12 protein-coding genes are annotated in these 15841 nt (G+C 51.9%); 6 read left to right on the top strand and 6 right to left on the bottom strand.

The annotated features are described in order from the left end of the window. Positions 1-125 precede the first annotated feature (125 nt). The gene (locus ACX9GT_RS00945) at positions 126-1472 is read right to left on the bottom strand and encodes a class-II fumarase/aspartase family protein (RefSeq protein ID WP_473189420.1); all 1347 of its coding nucleotides are present in this window, start codon (positions 1470-1472) and stop codon (positions 126-128) included. An 11-nt stretch (positions 1473-1483) separates the two neighbouring features. Beyond that, positions 1484-3049 carry a PTS transporter subunit EIIC gene (locus ACX9GT_RS00940; protein WP_473189419.1) on the bottom strand — a complete coding sequence of 522 codons (1566 nt, stop codon included), beginning with the start codon at positions 3047-3049 and terminating at the stop codon, positions 1484-1486. 263 nt (positions 3050-3312) lie between these two features. Here ACX9GT_RS00940 and ACX9GT_RS00935 point away from each other — a divergent pair, with 263 nt between their 5' ends. Continuing rightward, complete coding sequence (locus ACX9GT_RS00935) at positions 3313-3807, top strand: putative pterin-binding protein (protein ID WP_473189418.1); 495 nt, start codon at positions 3313-3315, stop codon at positions 3805-3807. Continuing rightward, the gene (locus ACX9GT_RS00930) at positions 3804-5588 is read left to right on the top strand and encodes an ATP-binding response regulator (protein WP_473189417.1); all 1785 of its coding nucleotides are present in this window, start codon (positions 3804-3806) and stop codon (positions 5586-5588) included. The genes ACX9GT_RS00935 and ACX9GT_RS00930 overlap by 4 nt, the downstream gene beginning before the upstream one ends. Here the strand turns inward: ACX9GT_RS00930 and ACX9GT_RS00925 are convergent. Next, on the bottom strand, positions 5578-6429 hold the full coding sequence (locus tag ACX9GT_RS00925; RefSeq protein ID WP_473189416.1) for a helix-turn-helix domain-containing protein: 852 nt from the start codon (positions 6427-6429) through the stop codon (positions 5578-5580). The two genes, ACX9GT_RS00930 and ACX9GT_RS00925, sit on opposite strands and share 11 nt — an antisense overlap. Positions 6430-6827: 398 nt before the next feature. Next, complete coding sequence (locus ACX9GT_RS00920) at positions 6828-7367, bottom strand: TetR/AcrR family transcriptional regulator (RefSeq protein ID WP_473191476.1); 540 nt, start codon at positions 7365-7367, stop codon at positions 6828-6830. A gap of 380 nt (positions 7368-7747) precedes the next feature. Here ACX9GT_RS00920 and ACX9GT_RS00915 point away from each other — a divergent pair, with 380 nt between their 5' ends. After that, positions 7748-8968 carry a Tm-1-like ATP-binding domain-containing protein gene (locus ACX9GT_RS00915; protein ID WP_473189415.1) on the top strand — a complete coding sequence of 407 codons (1221 nt, stop codon included), beginning with the start codon at positions 7748-7750 and terminating at the stop codon, positions 8966-8968. A 103-nt stretch (positions 8969-9071) separates the two neighbouring features. On the opposite strand, the gene spy is transcribed toward ACX9GT_RS00915, so the two are convergent. Beyond that, positions 9072-9560 (bottom strand): ATP-independent periplasmic protein-refolding chaperone Spy, encoded by a 489-nt coding sequence (gene spy, locus ACX9GT_RS00910; RefSeq protein WP_473189414.1) that lies wholly within the window; start codon positions 9558-9560, stop codon positions 9072-9074. Positions 9561-10073: 513 nt separating this feature from the next. Here spy and pdeR point away from each other — a divergent pair. Continuing rightward, positions 10074-12077: a cyclic di-GMP phosphodiesterase gene (pdeR, locus tag ACX9GT_RS00905; protein ID WP_473189413.1), complete on the top strand. Its 2004-nt coding sequence runs from the start codon at positions 10074-10076 to the stop codon at positions 12075-12077. A gap of 6 nt (positions 12078-12083) precedes the next feature. Here pdeR and ACX9GT_RS00900 read toward each other — a convergent pair whose 3' ends face one another. Then, complete coding sequence (locus ACX9GT_RS00900) at positions 12084-12950, bottom strand: crotonase/enoyl-CoA hydratase family protein (RefSeq protein ID WP_473189412.1); 867 nt, start codon at positions 12948-12950, stop codon at positions 12084-12086. A gap of 283 nt (positions 12951-13233) precedes the next feature. Between ACX9GT_RS00900 and yhjD the strand changes: the two genes are divergently transcribed. Further along, entirely contained in the window at positions 13234-14187 is a 954-nt protein-coding gene (gene yhjD / locus ACX9GT_RS00895) for an inner membrane protein YhjD (protein ID WP_473189411.1), read from the top strand. A 330-nt stretch (positions 14188-14517) separates the two neighbouring features. Further along, complete coding sequence (locus tag ACX9GT_RS00890) at positions 14518-15837, top strand: MFS transporter (RefSeq protein ID WP_473189410.1); 1320 nt, start codon at positions 14518-14520, stop codon at positions 15835-15837. The last annotated feature ends 4 nt before the right edge of the window (positions 15838-15841 follow it).

Raw genomic sequence — 15841 nt, 5'->3', positions numbered from 1 at the left:
TGCGCCCAGTGGCACCGCTGATGTTCTCGCTTTTTAATCTGTCACACATTGATAAGTATCAACATATTTTTTTACAAATTTCAGAGATTAGCTGCTGCAATGGCCTTTATTAATCAGCATGTTGGCTATTCACGTGCCAGCACTCGCTCGGCCAGTTCATCGGCCAGTACGGCGCACAAACCGGTATAGCGGGCGGGATCCAGCAGCTCCGCGATCTCATCGGCGGTGAAGTTTTCCGCCATCAGCGGATCGTTGCTCAATATTTCGCTGTATTCGAGATGCTCATGCGTGCTGCGCATGGCCATGTGGTAAACCAGTTCGTGAGCCGGATCCTTGCCCAGCTTATCCACCAGTTTCATCATGATTTTTTCGCTGTTAATCAGCCCATGCGTCAGCATCACGTTGTCATGCATCCGTTCGGGGTTAATCACCAGCGTGCGCGTCAGTTCTTCGGCGCGCAGGATGATTTCAGCCATCAACTCAATACTTTCTTGCAGGCTGGCATCAAAGATAAAGTAGGCGGAGCTGTCGGCCTCAAACGGCCGTGGGCAGACATACAGCGCCGCCGTCAGCACCGAATACAGCTTCTGCGCGTTGGCAATAATGCCTTTGGCCAGCTTGGGGTTGACCTTCTGCGGCATGGTGCTGCTGCCCACTGTGCCCTTGGTGAACGCCTCTGATACCTCGCCAAACTCTTCGCTGGAGGTCTGATAAACTTCTTCAGCGATTTTATGCAGGGTTGTCGCCAGCAGGCACAGATTGGTGATGTACTCGGCGCGGAACACCCGAGCATTGCGCGAAGGCACCATCATCGAGTGCATGCCGAGCTGTTCGGCAACCAGAGCCTGCACCGTTCTGCCCGGCTCACCCGTGGCGTGAAACGCCCCTACCGCGCCGCCCATCATTACGGTAAACACCCGTTTTTCCGCCTCTTGCATGCGCTCCACCGCCGCCAACAGTTCATAAATCCACACCGAAACCTTATAGCCATAGGTGATGGGCAAAGCGTGTTTACCGTGAGTGCGCCCCGCCATCAGGGTGTTTTTATGCGCTTTCGCCAAGCGAGCCAGATTGACCAGCGTGTCATCCACGAACTTCATCAGCTTGTGGTGGAATTTTTTTACGATCAGCAGGTGGGCCGTTTGCTGAATGTTCTGGGTGGTCACGCCGTAATGCACATACTTACCGCTTTCCGCATCACAGGCTTTGACCAACACCTTGATCACCGGCACAAAGCCGTGGCCAATTTGGCGCATCAGGCGATCAATCTCGGCGAGATCGATCCGCTCCAAGCGGCAGTTGGCGGCAATATTTTCAGCCGCCGCGGCGGGGATCATGCCAACCTTGGCCTGCGCCAGCGCCAGTGCGCCTTCCACGTCGAGCCATGACTGCACCCTGGCTTCGTGGGTGAACAGAGCTTTCATGCCCTGATGATCGATGGTTTTACTTTTAGAATCATAGAGTGCGCGCATGCTGTTTCCTCTTAGCGTTGCGTAATGCCAGCCAGTTGATCGTCTACCGCATTGCGGACAAACTCGACGTGTGGCCCAAAGACGACGTGAATATGGTTGCTGGAGGGAATAAAGGTTCCCAATGAGCCCGCATCTTTCAGCAGATCCATATTCAGCAGCTTCTGATCGCCAAGATCGATACGCAGCCGTGATACACAGTTTTCCACCCGCTTGATATTGCTCTTACCGCCCAAACCTTCCACCACCAGCTGCGCCACTTTGTCGTACTCTTTGTTATTCAGCAGAGCGCTGTCCGCCATTTCATTTTCACGGCCCGGCGTTTTAATGTCGAACTTGCCAATGGCGTAGCGGAAGAAGAAATAGAACACCACGAAGTTAACCATCCCCAAAAGAATCAGGTTCACCCAGTGGGTGTGCTCATACATCAGCCCAAAAATGCCGAAGTCAAAGATCGTGCCGCGAATATAGCCAATCGAGACTTCCAATATTTGCAAAGGAATGGTTAACAGGCCACACAATATCGCATAGATAATAAACAGCTTCGGAGCAATAAACAGGAAAGAGAACTCCAGTGGCTCGGTAATATTGCCGAGGAATGCGGTCAGCACCACGGTCAGGATCATCCCCTTGGCAAACTTCTTGTTTTTCAAATAGGCCATGTGGTACATCGCCAGGCCGATAGCCGGTACGCGGAACAAGGTAGTCAACATCTGTGACGAGGCCAGGTAGCTCGACAGCGTCGGCATAAACTCATTCCATGCCGGATGATTTGGCCCCAGCTCAAACAGGATTTTATTCATCGCGGGCAGAATGCCGACGTAGGTTTGCCCGTCGATCAGATAGGTGCCGCCCGCCTCGGTAAAGCGCACCGTCGAACTCAATACGTGGTGTAAACCAAACGGGATCAGCAAACGGTTCAAAGTCATGTAGATCCCGGCACCAATGTTCGGTGCCATCATGATGGTGGAAATACTCCTCATCCCGTAGGTAAACAGATCCCAGACAAAGGGCAGCAGCAGGCCGATCGGAATGGTAAAGGCGATTGACAGGATGGCGACCGACTTTTTACCGCTGAAAAAGGCAAATGCCAATGGCAGTTGCAACCGATAGAATCTGTCGGTCACCTTGGCCGCTAACAGGCCAGCAATAATGCCCCCCAGCGCCTCTATTTTCAGCGTGTGTATTCCCAGCACCATTCCCTGCCCGGCCAGCGCCATATTATCCGTAATCAACTGATCCATTAATTTCAGATGCACATGCATTGAGATCAAGAGCGTTAAATAAGCGATAACCGAGGCAAAAATCGCAATGCCTTTTTCTTTCTTCGACATGCCATAGGCAACCCCCATGGCAAACAGTAATGGGATATTCTGGAATACCACGCTGCTGATTAACCCCATTGAAGACAGTATCGCTTTGCAATAGGCATTTCCCAGAAACGGCAGTTTGTCGATCATATACGCCTGACCGAGCGCGCTACAGATCCCCATTAACATCCCTACTGGTGCTAAAACGGCAATAGGCAATAATAGGGAGCGTCCGAATGTCTGTATTTCGTTTTTAAAGTGAGATGTCATAATCTGGACCCCTGGTTTACTTAACCCCCCTATCAAACAATGCCGGTGCGGCCACCATCAAGGCCAAATACTGGCTGATTCAAGGCTCATTTTTTGCCCGTCAAAAAGCCGACCAACGTCACGTTTCTTCTCGCCGGAGTTGCAAGAGCTCAATATTGACGCATGATGGCGCTTCGAACGGTAAATTGGCTGTTCTCTGCAACGCGGCGGCCTGATAAATTCGTAACCCTAAAATCTTTACCGATAATGATTGGGATACACTGATGTTCACCCATTTGCTCAGAATGATCACGTTGGCATTAGCTGCCCTGGTGATCGGCCAACCCTCTGCATTAAGTTTTACGCTGGAAGTCACAGGGAATATCAGCCACTTCACTGATGAGGAAAATCACAGCTATATCTTTACCGATCAACAGCTATTTTCCATGCCGGTACACACCATTACCACCACCACATCATGGACCCAACTGGAAAAATTTGAAGGCATCTCGCTGGCTGAACTATTGACCACGGTAGGATCCAAAGGGGCCACAATGACGTTTTACGCATTGAATGATTACTCCACCACTATCCCCATCACCGATGTCGAAAAATATCGCATGATCCTGGCTTATAAGATGGGAGGCGCCATGCTGAAAATAAGAAATTTTGGCCCCTTATTTCTCGTTTACCCCCGCGATACCGGTGGAAATGAATTAAATTCCCCGCTGTATAACTCGCGCTTTATCTGGCAAATCACTCGGATAGATATCAAATGACGCTGATGCCATTTAAAAATGGCCGCAGGTTGGCTATTCCGGCCATTTTTGCTGCCCTGTTTTTGGTCGCCTCTGCGGTAACGCTGTATTCTTACAGCGCGATCCTATCCCAAAGAGGGCTGTATGCGATTGCTGGCACTCAGGAAAACTACTCGTGGTCGATCGCCAAATTTGCCATCAAGCTTGCCGAGTTTGAAACCTTTATTGAGCAACAGAAAAGTGCCAGCCAATATAACGCTGAAGAGTTGAGACTGAAATTCGAGATCCTGTACTCGCGCTTTTATGTCCTTGAAACCGTTTCAGAATCTACGCAGCCTTTGTATCGCGAGCCCGGTTACCCACAAGTCATCACCGACATACGCCAGCAGATGGATAGTCTTGATACGCTGATTAGCCATCTGAACGTTAACTTTCAGCAGATTTCACAAACCTTAGCCCGACTCAAACCATTATCCATTGAGATGGCCAACCTGACAGATCATGCGGAAGTGAAACAACGCACCGAGGCTTATGAAGACTTTATTGAGAAACGCCGCATTATTTTCTCTGGGTTGGTCATTATCATATTTTCGGTCATCGCCCTGATCGTGATTACTTTGCTGGTTTTGCGCCAGCAACGCCTGACCATTCGGCAACAGGCGCAGGCCATTGAAGCAGAGAAGGCCACCCGTACCAAAAATGCCTTCTTAGGCGCCATCGGCCACGAGTTACGGACTTCTCTGCAAAGCATCATGTCCGCCATTGACGTGCTGGTGAATACTAAATTCTCGGCTGAACATGGGGATACTTTTCAGCGGTTGGAGAGCGCTGCACAGCAAATTGAAAGCCAGATGAAAGATTTAACCGATTATGCCCATCTGGAAAGCGGCATGATGGAACTGCGCATCGTGCCGTTTAACCCACAAAAACTGATTGAAGAGACTGCCGGTGAAATTGCCCTGCTATCGCACAAGAAACACATCAAATTAATCGGTGAGTTGGAGCTCAACACACCGCTGATTGATTCCGATCCGCTGCGTATCCGGCAGATTCTCATCAATCTGCTGACCAACGCCTTTAAATACACCGAACACGGCACGATCACCTTACGCAGTTGCCTGAGTCACCAACCGGGTGGCGTTGTGCTGATTATCGAAGTGACAGACACCGGGATCGGTATTGAAGAGGCGGTGCTGCCACAGATTTTTCAGCCATTCACCCAGCTGGATCAGTCACATACGCGCCGATACAGCGGCGTTGGCATGGGGCTGGCGATCGTCCACGGCCTGGTCGCGTTGCTCAAAGGGACGATCACAGTCTCCAGCAAAGTGAACAAAGGCAGCACCTTTATCGTCAGCATTCCTGTTGAAATCAGTGCGGAAGAGTTGCCCGCAGCAAGCCCGCGGCTCGAAACAACCTCATTGAAGAAAGCACAACAGATTCTGGTGGTGGATGATAACCCGGCCGCCGGTCATGCGTTTATCACCTTGCTCGACAAACTGGGGTATCAGTATGAATTGTGCGATTCATCGGAACGAGCGTTGCAAAAATTGCTGCGACGCCCTTATGACGCGCTGCTGCTCGATCTGCAGATGCCTGGGATTGATGGGACTACGGTAGCAAAACAGTTGCGCAGCCAGCGTGGCCCGAACCGCAACATTCCAATTGTCGGTATCAGCGCCTACGCGCCTGAATTACTTGCCACCGAGCAGCGCGCCATGTTTGATGACTACCTGATGAAGCCCGTGCGCATGGGCACACTGTCCACATCATTGGCAGCCTTGTTTGCCACTAAAGATTAAAACAGCGCTGTAATGCGGCTTCGATCACATGAAGCCGCACCGGTTTTTCATAAGGGCCAAGCACGTCGTAATCACGCATCGCCCTGGCAATTTCAGACTCGCGCAGATCGGTTCCCAATTGCCCGGTCAATACCAATACCGGCGCATCAGGGTGATCTGAGGTGCGAATGGTTTCGATGCACTGTTGTGCCGTTTCCTGCCCAATCAGCCAATCCACTACGTAGCCATCAAACGGGCTTTTATGCAGCGCCTGACAGAGACTGGCAACGTCGTAGAAAGCAACGGCGCTAAAACCCTGAGCATTAAGATACTTGGTCAATTCGTCAGCCGCCTGATGGGCATCATCCAACACCGCAATACTCAGGCGCTCATCGTCAACGCTGCCTGGACGGATCTCAATCAGCTCTACGCAAAAACGCGGGCCCGCGGGAGCTTCATCGGCACGGTAGATAGTCCATTGCCCTTCCTGCTGCAAGGCAACAAATTCCGCCAACCGGCCCCCGGCGAGCTCATCACCGATGTGGCCGGTACAAGGCAGTTCGACACCCGCAACCGAAAAGATGGCATCCTGCACCATAGTTTGTGCCAGCACGTCGTTTTCGGGAAGGATATCAACAATGGCCGCCAGATTTTCTCCCAGCGCCACGGCCACCCGATTGATTTGCTCCAACGTCCAGGGGCTCTGCCCTTTCAGCTTACGATGAGCGTGAGAAAAACTCAGATCCAGAATGCGGCTGAGTTCCTTTGCCTGCTGACGCTTACCAACCCCATGGTGTAGAAAGAGTTCCCTGACCTTGCCTGCAATCGACTGCGAATCGAATTTTTGATGATTGTTATACATTTTATCCTTCGATCTTTTTACTGATTTATCAGTCGCTTTGATGCTTTCTATGTAGAAACGTTATCGAAAACTTACCTATTATGCAATCTTAAAACCAAAAGCTTGCTTGACATGCCATTTTTTATGGTCAAACATGGTATGAGAAACAACATATTATAAAAACGATACTAGACCTATCTGTTCATAATAACCATAACGACACCAGGGAAATTTTGAACCGGTCGCAGTTCCTGAGAATGGATGTATGCATCAGGATGTTCTGCAAGCCGTGTGTAGTTTAGCCATCGTGCTAGCCGTTTTACCCATTGTTAAACCGGGCCCCGCAAGGGTTCCGGTTTTTTATTTTGGGCGGCTTAACGGTGAGAAAGGAGAGTATTGCTTGGGCGGGTAGTGCCGGTTTATTTGCCACCGCTTATCGCATCTTCTTCGGCCTGACGAATGATGGCTTTTGCCATCCATTGAGTCACATTCTGAATGCCGTCGAGTTCTAAACCCCAAATATCTTTCAGCACCAGAAAAACTTCCGAACCATAAATCAGCGAAAAAGCATGAATCACGCGCTGTAGGGCTTCGGATGGCAGTTTATCCTGCAAGGGCTCTACCGCCAGTTTCAGCAGGCGCTTACGGTTGCCACGCACAAACTTTTCACCCGGTACGGCATGGGCCCACTGCTGCAACGACAGTTGTAACGCCGCACGCAACGCCCCCTCATGCCGTTCCATCTGCGGGTAGGCAAACGCCAGCAACTGCTGAATACGCTTCAGCGCATCGTTATCCTGCGGTTGCCATTCAAGAATGGGCCCCAGGCTTTCCGCTACCACGGCGGCGATCAACGCACTCTGAGTGGGGAAATAGCGATAAGCGGTGGCACGGGAAACCTGTGCGTGGGTAGCCAGTTCAGTGATCGAGGGGAAAACTCCGCCATCATAGAGTTCCATTGCGCTGGTCAGCAGCAATTGACGGGTTTTGGCCCGGGTATGCGTCAAAGATTCATCCCGCGGCGCGGGGAATGCGGTTATTGGCACGTCAACCTCGAACTTCCTCGTATCATCCACCCTGGAACAAATACGATGAAAAGCGTAACCGGCAGGATCCTGGTCTACCAGCACAAAAACCAAGCTAAAATAGCCAATAATGAGACGGGCGTCGCATTATTGGCTAATTAACACTTGCATAAATGATACGGCAGTCTCATTATGTCTACAAAATAATCTGCTGTATCTTATTGTCCAACACCAGGGTTCCAAACTTAAAATAATAATTATCTTTATAAACAAACTGTTCGGACGCTTGTCCGAACCTTTTTCAGGAACAGACGATGAGAAACACCCCGGCTTTTGTCTATATTGCTACCACAGCAGATACCAAAGGACAAGAGTTGGAGTATGTCCGCAATCTGATCGCCAATCTCGGTTTACCCCCACTGACCCTTGATCTTTCCACTTCAGGCACGCCGTCTCCTTATCAGGTTGACGTTTCTGCTGCGGAAATTGCCAGTTATCACCCCGAAGGTGCGCAGGCCGTTTTTTGCCGCAACCGTGGCTTGGCCATCGCGGCGATGGCGGTTGCCTTCGAACGTTTCATGCTGACACGCAACGATGTCGCCGCCCTGCTCGGTTTAGGGGGTTCTGGCGGAACCGCAATCATAACACCAGCCATGCAGCAATTGCCGATTGGCCTGCCAAAATTAATGGTTTCCAGTATGGCGGCAGGCGATGTTTCCGGCTATGTCGGGGCCAGCGATATCGCCATGCTGTATTCGGTTACCGACATCGCCGGGTTGAATCGGATTTCACGCAAGGTATTGAGCAATGCTGCAAATCAGATCGCCGGGGCGATACGCTTTCATGTGGATGACGATGCCGACAGCAAACCTGCAACCGGTTTGACCATGTTTGGTGTCACCACGCCCTGCATCAAAGCCGTTACCCGTGCGATCGAAGCTGACTGGGACTGCCTGGTGTTTCATGCCACCGGCAGCGGCGGTCGGGCAATGGAAAAACTGATCGACAGCCATTTGCTCAACGCCGTGTTGGATCTGACCACCACTGAAGTCTGTGATTATCTGTTCGACGGTGTTTTAGCCTGCAACGAAGATCGCTTTGGTGCCATTGCCCGCACCGGCATCCCTTGTGTGATGTCCTGCGGCGCGCTGGATATGATCAACTTCGGCCACCCGAAAACCATCCCTGCGCGCTATGCCGATCGGCATTTCTACAACCACAATACCCAGGTGACGCTGATGCGCACAACGGTAGAAGAAAATACCCATATGGGCCATTGGATAGGTGAAAAGTTGAATGCTTGTGAGGGCGATATACGCTTTGTGCTGCCGGAAGGCGGCGTTTCTGCGTTGGATGCCCCAGGGCAGCCCTTCTGGGATCCGGTTGCGTTGAGTGCCTTTGCCCATTCACTGGAGCAGACGCTGGAACAAACCGACAAACGCCGATTGATTAAAACGCCCTATCACATCAACGATCCACAATTTGCTCACGTGATCGTCGAACAATTTCATGCCATTTCTCCTGTGGCTGAATAATGATAATTCGCACGCCTCACCAGGGAAATCCATTTTAATGGAAAGCGAAATAAAAAGGGCCGGATAATTAATCCGGCCCTTTTTATATGGGGTGAATTCTTAATTATTGCGCGGCAGGCGATTCCTTCATTTTATTCATATGCTCCATCATTTTCTGCTCGCGCTTTTGATAATTGTCATTGTATTGCTTTTTTTGCTCTGGAGTCAGCAGGTTATACATTTTATTTTCAGCTTTGGCACGCTCCAACATCCGCTCAGATTGCGCTTTACCGATCGCATCAATTTGCGCCTGGGCTTTGGCTTCATCAAAACTGTCGGAGGCAACCAGGTTATGTAGTGCCTGACGCTCATCTTTCGCCCCCGGCCCACGATTCTGGTGCGACTCCTTCATAATGTCACGCATCTGCTGGCGCTGTTGTTCCGTCAGATTCAAACCGGCAAACGGGCCGCCTTTACCGGGGCCATTGTGGTGCATCATTTTCATTGGTGCGCTACCCGTGGCAGGCGCTGTCGCAGTATCCGCAGCAAATGCCGCAGAAGCAGAACCCAGAGCCAAAGTAGAAGCAATAAATAAAGCCGTCAGTTTACGCATGATTATTTCCTTAAGATTACTCTTCATCAGGAGCGCTGTACGTTAACAGGCTCATCGTGTCGTCGGAAATAATAGTAGGCTGATAAACATAGAGTAATGCGATGGAGTGTAAACTTTTTAAAACCTTAAATAGCTTTATGCATCAATTATGAATAAATTATGGAGAAGGTGTCAGTGATATGGAAATTTGCGTTGCACCAGAAAGATAAACCGCTTTATTTCTGCCTGCAACGGCGTTTGGCATAATTTAACCACCTTAGCAGCAATCCTGGTTCAACAAGGTGGAAAAATACCGATTTTCGCGCAGTTTGCGGTTCTCTTTTACACTCTATTGCAGGCGTCACTCTGCAAAAGTGACCTATCAAAGCGAAAATTGCCTCTATAATTGTTCCACTGCCACCCCAATGATTCGCAAAGGCGTTTTACTTGATGGGATACCCGCATTACCGGGCCTGAAGTCAGCCGTTTTACCCATCAAAAACGCCCGGTTGCTCTGCTTTTTGAGGAATGATCATGCTCGCAGACCAAGGACCGATGCTACTTAGCGCCCACTTTGGCACCAGCAGCCCCTATTGGCATCTGGCGTTTGACAGTAATGCCCTGGAACTGACCGCGGTTAAAGGCAAAACGCATATCGCCGTGGCGCTCAGCGATATGCAGGCGGCAAAAATCCGCCGCCTGAGCGGGATCACCGCCAGTCTGGATATCACTATTCAGCTAGGTGGCCAGCCCATTCACCTGCATCTGGTCGGCCGCCGGGTCAATAAACACGAATGGGCAGGCACTGCCTCTGCCTACACCGACACTCAGGCCGTTGCTCGCGATCTGGTACACGGCCTGTCGTTTGCCGAACAGGTGGTTTCAGAAGCCAACTCCGTGATCGTGATTGTTGACCAGCATGGCCGCATTCAGCGCTTTAACCGCCTGAGCGAAGAGTACACCGGCCTGCAAGAGCAGGATGTGATCGGCAAAAACGTCTTCCAGATGTTTATGAGCCCGGAAGAAGCCAGCGCATCACGCCGTAATATCGCCGGTTTCTTCCGTAACGGTTCCTCTTACGAGGTGGAACGCTGGATCAAAACGGTCAAGGGCGAGCGCTTATTCCTGTTCCGCAATAAATTCGTGCACAGCGGCAGTGGCAAGAAAGAGGTTTTCCTGATCTGTTCCGGCACCGATATTACCGAAGAGCGCCGGGCCCAGGAACGCCTGCGGGTGCTGGCCAATACCGATACCATTACCGGCTTGCCGAACCGTAACGCCATCCAGGATTACGTCAGCCAGGCAATTAACGAGCGCGGTGATCACAACGTCGGGCTGGTGTATCTCGATCTCGACAACTTCAAGAAAGTGAATGATGCCTATGGTCATATGTTTGGTGACCGTTTGCTGGTCGAAGTTTCACGTGCCATTCTCGGCTGCCTTAAGCAAGGCGAATTGCTGGCCCGGTTGGGGGGCGATGAGTTCCTGGTGCTGGTGCATCAGGCCGACATCCCCATACTGCAAGAATTATCACAGCGCATTATCGATCGCCTGAAAATACCGTTCCGCATCGGCCTGATTGAGGTCTATACCGGTTGTTCGATCGGCATTGCTCTGTGCCCAGAACACGGTAAGGATCTCGATGATCTGATCCGCAGCGCGGATACCGCCATGTATGTCGCCAAAGAAAATGGCAAACGCACCTTTACCGTGTTTTCGCCGGAAATGAACCGGCGCGTCGCCGAATATATGTGGCTGGACACCAACCTGCGCAAAGGGCTGGAGCAGAACCAACTGGTGGTGTATTACCAGCCGAAGATCGACAGGCGCAGCGGTGTCGCATGCAGCGTAGAGGCTTTGGTGCGCTGGGACTCACCAGAGCGCGGGCTGATCCCGCCGATGCAGTTTATCTCCTATGCCGAAGAGTCCGGGCTGATCGCCCCGCTTGGCCGCTGGGTATTGCAAACCGCCGCCAAACAGGCGGCCAAATGGCAGCAACAGGGGCTGAATCTGCGGGTTGCGGTGAATCTCTCGCCCCGGCAACTGGTGGACGATAGCATTGTTGACGATTTCATCAACGTACTGAAAGAAAACCAGCTCACGCCGTGCATGCTGGATTTCGAACTAACGGAAAGCAGCCTGATTGAAGATGAAAACCGCGCGCATGAGGTGATCAGCCGGTTGCGATCGCTGGGGGCACAGGTTCACCTGGACGATTTCGGTACCGGTTATTCCTCACTGGCGCAGTTGGCACGTATTCCGCTTGATGCCATCAAGCTGGATAAAAGCTTTGTGCGCGGAGTCAATCTCGCTCCGGTATCGCAATCATTGATCCGTGCGATCGTCGCCACGGCCGAAGCGCTACAGTTCCGGGTGATTGCCGAAGGTGTCGAAACGGAAAGCGAAAACCAGTTTCTGGACTGCGTCGGAGTTGACGAAAAACAGGGCTTCCTGTTTGCACAACCCATGCTCCCAGAACAGTTGGAGCAGTGGGTGAAATCATATAGCCCGCACCATCAGCAAGAAGATGCGGGCTAGCGTTAATTACCCAGCACGAAGCAGGTTCTGCGCATGACGATCCTGCAGCATCACCAATCGTTCAATGTAGGCAATATCTTTCTCCTCAATGGTAAAGGCCGCCTGCACCCAGTCCTCGGTAATATCCATCAGCTCCGAGCGCGTCAGTTGCAATACCCGTTGACGGGCACGCAGCATGGCGCGCATACCGTTCAGCTTGGGCCGAATGGTATCGATGAAGGTACGGGTCGCCATATAGCCATCATCCGGCTGGAACAGATAGTCCACCAGCCCGCGGCTTTCAAACCATTCCGCCGTGTGGGATTCCCCGCTCCAGATCAGCTCTTCCGCCAGCTTCATACCGCCTTTGCGCGCCACCAGCGAATATCCCCCCATTCCAGGGAACAGGTTGAAGGCAATCTCAGGGAAGCCCATGCGCGCATTGTTCTGGGCCAGCACAAAGTGATGCGCCAACGCCGCCTCAAAACCGCCTCCCAGCGCGCTACCCTCCACCATGGCGATACTGATAGCTCCGGTATCAAAACCACGAGCAGCGGCGTGAACGCAGTCAATACAGGCGCGTGCATAGGCCATCATCGATTCACGCTTGCGGTTTTTGATCGATTCGGCAAAAAAGCTCAAATCGCCCCCCACGTTAAACATGTTGGGAACCAGCGAGCCGGTTACCCAAAAATCGAACTGCAACGTCGATTCCTTTGCCGCCTGGCCCAGCGTCATGATGTCTTCAATCAGAGCATGATTGAAGCAAGGACGTGGTTCAGCACGTAACAGCATCCACATGATGTGCCGCTCCTCCTCATAATAAGCAGAGAGCTGTGACAGATTGCCCGCTTCAAGAAACGGACGACAGTTTGGATGATTGAATAATTTCATATGACCTTCCATTTTTTCTATTGATGAGAGATAAAACCGTTTCAGCCCCTACGGCTGCTACAGGCGCAAACAGCGTGAAAACGCTGCGCCCTATGATGAGTAAACGTCTTCTTGAGGGGTCAATAGATAAAAATTGAAGGTATGCGGCAGAAAGAATATGTGTAGTGAATGGTACAGCGCGGGGATAACGGCCACATTCCAGGCTCATTTTGGTATAATTAACGCGACAATCTCTGCGGCTTGAAAGAAGTGGCTGTGTTTATCGCTAAGGAATCGTGACGTAATGCTTACAGGATCGGATAAAAAAACCCATCAGCCGCAGCATAAAACCCTTTCTGGTTTTTCCCGTTTAGTCGAGCGTGTTAAAACCTGGCCCAGCGTCGCCCATCTGCTGCGCGCCGCCGAACGTTTTAACGATCGCATGGGCAGCCAGTTTGGTGCCGCCATTACCTATTTCTCCTTTCTCTCGCTGATTCCGATCCTGATGGTGTCGTTCGCCGCCGTGGGTTTTGTGCTGGCCTCCAACCCGGATTTGCTGGCGGAACTGATCGGCAAAATCGTCAACAGCATCAGCGATCCGACGCTCGCCAGCACGCTGAAAAACACCGTGAATACCGCGATCCAGCAGCGCACCACCGTCGGCCTCACCGGTTTGGCGCTGGCGCTGTATTCCGGCATCAGTTGGATGGGCAATTTACGTGAAGCGATCCGCGCCCAGTCGCGCGATGTCTGGGAACGTAATCCGCAGGATCAGGAGAAAATTTACTTCCGCTACACCCGCGACTTTATTTCCCTGATCGGCCTGCTGGTGGCGCTGATCGTAACGCTCTCGCTGACCTCGATCGCCGGTTCCGCCCAGGCCGCCATTGTGCATGCACTCGGGTTAGGCGGCATCGAATGGCTACGGCCAGCCATGACGCTGATTGCGCTATCCATTTCGATCTTCGCCAATTATCTGCTGTTTCTGTGGATCTTCTGGATGCTGCCGCGCCACAAGCCGAAGAAAAAGGCCCTACTGCGCGGTACGTTGCTTGCCGCGATCGGCTTTGAAGTGATTAAGTTTGTGATGACCATGACGCTACCGCAGGTGGCGAGATCCCCTTCTGGCGCAGCCTTTGGCTCCGTGATTGGGCTGATGGCATTCTTCTACTTCTTTGCCCGCCTGACGCTGTTTTGCGCCGCCTGGATCGCCACAGCCCAGTACCAAGAGGATAAGACCCTGCCACAGGTGAAGTGAATCCCGACCGTTCATGCCAGCCATAAAGTGATGGCTGGCTTTTTATCCTAAAAATAACGGTAAAAATGAGTGTATAGTTTCAGTAACAAACCAACCACACGGCAAAAACCAGCATAACCCACTAGCCTACAACTTTTCTTTTCTCATTTCACAGCCGTTATATCTGTATATTTATTATTTAGCCGTGTTTAAAACCAAATAAAAACCGCCCATTAAAACATTAGTCTTTTTAACAGGTTATTTACCGAATTGTACAAAGTCCCGCCATTGAAAAGGCATTTTGCTGTGATTAAAATGGATTTTTACAAATCCAGAATATAAGAAACAACTATGCAAGCCTCCATCGCAACTCTGGACGCCGAAGAAGCGTCCACACCGGTTAATTCCCGGGGAAAAGTTATTGTCGCCTCGCTGGTCGGTACCGCCATTGAGTTCTTCGATTTCTATATTTACGCCACCGCCGCAGTTATCGTCTTCCCACATATCTTCTTCCCACAGGGCGATCCTGCTGCGGCAACGCTGCAATCGCTGGCCACCTTCGCGATCGCCTTTATTGCCCGGCCGATCGGTTCTGCCGTCTTCGGCCACTTCGGTGACCGCGTCGGGCGCAAAGTCACGCTGGTTGCCTCCTTGCTGACCATGGGGATCTCTACCGTGCTGATCGGCCTGCTGCCAACCTATGAAACCATCGGCATCTTTGCGCCGATCCTGCTGGCGCTGGCGCGTTTTGGCCAAGGGCTGGGGTTAGGCGGTGAATGGGGCGGTGCTGCCCTGTTGGCCACCGAGAATGCGCCAGCACATAAACGCGCGTTGTACGGTTCTTTCCCTCAGTTGGGTGCGCCCATCGGCTTCTTCTTCGCCAACGGTACTTTCCTGCTGCTCTCCTGGCTGTTGACCGACCAGCAGTTCATGAGCTGGGGCTGGCGCGTGCCGTTTATCCTGTCTGCCGCGCTGGTGTTGGTTGGCCTGTACGTGCGCGTTTCGCTGCATGAAACCCCGATTTTTGCCAAAGTGGCCAAAGCCGGTAAACAGGTGAAAATCCCGCTCGGCACGCTGCTGAGCAAGCATATGAAGGCCACTATCCTCGGCACCTTTATCATGCTGGCCACCTATACGCTGTTCTACCTGATGACCGTCTATTCGATGACTTACGGTACGGCGGCGGAACCGCTGGGGCTGGGTTATTCGCGCAACAGCTTCCTGTGGATGCTGATGGTCGCGGTAATTGGTTTTGGCGTGATGGTGCCGATCGCCGGTTTGCTGGCGGATGCCTTTGGCCGTCGCAAAACCATGATTGTGATCACCCTGCTGATGATCGCCTTTGCCTTCGTGTTCCCAAGCATGCTGGGTTCCGGCAATCAGGTGCTGGTGATGGCCTTCCTGCTGTGCGGCCTGAGCATCATGGGCCTGACCTTCGGCCCGATGGGCGCACTGCTGCCGGAACTATTCCCGACCGAAGTGCGTTATACCGGGGCTTCTTTCTCATATAACGTGGCCTCGATTCTGGGTGCCTCTGTCGCCCCGTACATTGCTACCTGGCTGGCAAACAATTATGGGCTGTTCTACGTTGGCCTGTATCTGGCAGCGATGGCGAGCCTGACGCTGATCGCCCTGTTGCTGATGAAAGAAACCCGTTACCAGTCGTTGTAATCCC

The sequence above is a fragment of the Serratia sp. YWN4 genome (genome assembly GCF_055790845.1).
Note: the sequence above shows the minus strand (reverse complement) of the source record. Positions and strands in the feature narration are given on the sequence as shown.

Coding starts and splice junctions, on each gene's coding strand:
- ACX9GT_RS00940 (WP_473189419.1), bottom strand. CDS start 3,049: ATGACATCTCACTTTAAAAACGAAATACAGACATTCGGACGCTCCCTA.
- ACX9GT_RS00925 (WP_473189416.1), bottom strand. CDS start 6,429: ATGTATAACAATCATCAAAAATTCGATTCGCAGTCGATTGCAGGCAAG.
- ACX9GT_RS00915 (WP_473189415.1), top strand. CDS start 7,748: ATGAGAAACACCCCGGCTTTTGTCTATATTGCTACCACAGCAGATACC.
- ACX9GT_RS00900 (WP_473189412.1), bottom strand. CDS start 12,950: ATGAAATTATTCAATCATCCAAACTGTCGTCCGTTTCTTGAAGCGGGC.
- ACX9GT_RS00935 (WP_473189418.1), top strand. CDS start 3,313: ATGTTCACCCATTTGCTCAGAATGATCACGTTGGCATTAGCTGCCCTG.
- ACX9GT_RS00945 (WP_473189420.1), bottom strand. CDS start 1,472: ATGCGCGCACTCTATGATTCTAAAAGTAAAACCATCGATCATCAGGGC.
- ACX9GT_RS00920 (WP_473191476.1), bottom strand. CDS start 7,367: ATGGAACTCTATGATGGCGGAGTTTTCCCCTCGATCACTGAACTGGCT.
- ACX9GT_RS00930 (WP_473189417.1), top strand. CDS start 3,804: ATGACGCTGATGCCATTTAAAAATGGCCGCAGGTTGGCTATTCCGGCC.
- spy (WP_473189414.1), bottom strand. CDS start 9,560: ATGCGTAAACTGACGGCTTTATTTATTGCTTCTACTTTGGCTCTGGGT.
- ACX9GT_RS00890 (WP_473189410.1), top strand. CDS start 14,518: ATGCAAGCCTCCATCGCAACTCTGGACGCCGAAGAAGCGTCCACACCG.
- pdeR (WP_473189413.1), top strand. CDS start 10,074: ATGCTCGCAGACCAAGGACCGATGCTACTTAGCGCCCACTTTGGCACC.
- yhjD (WP_473189411.1), top strand. CDS start 13,234: ATGCTTACAGGATCGGATAAAAAAACCCATCAGCCGCAGCATAAAACC.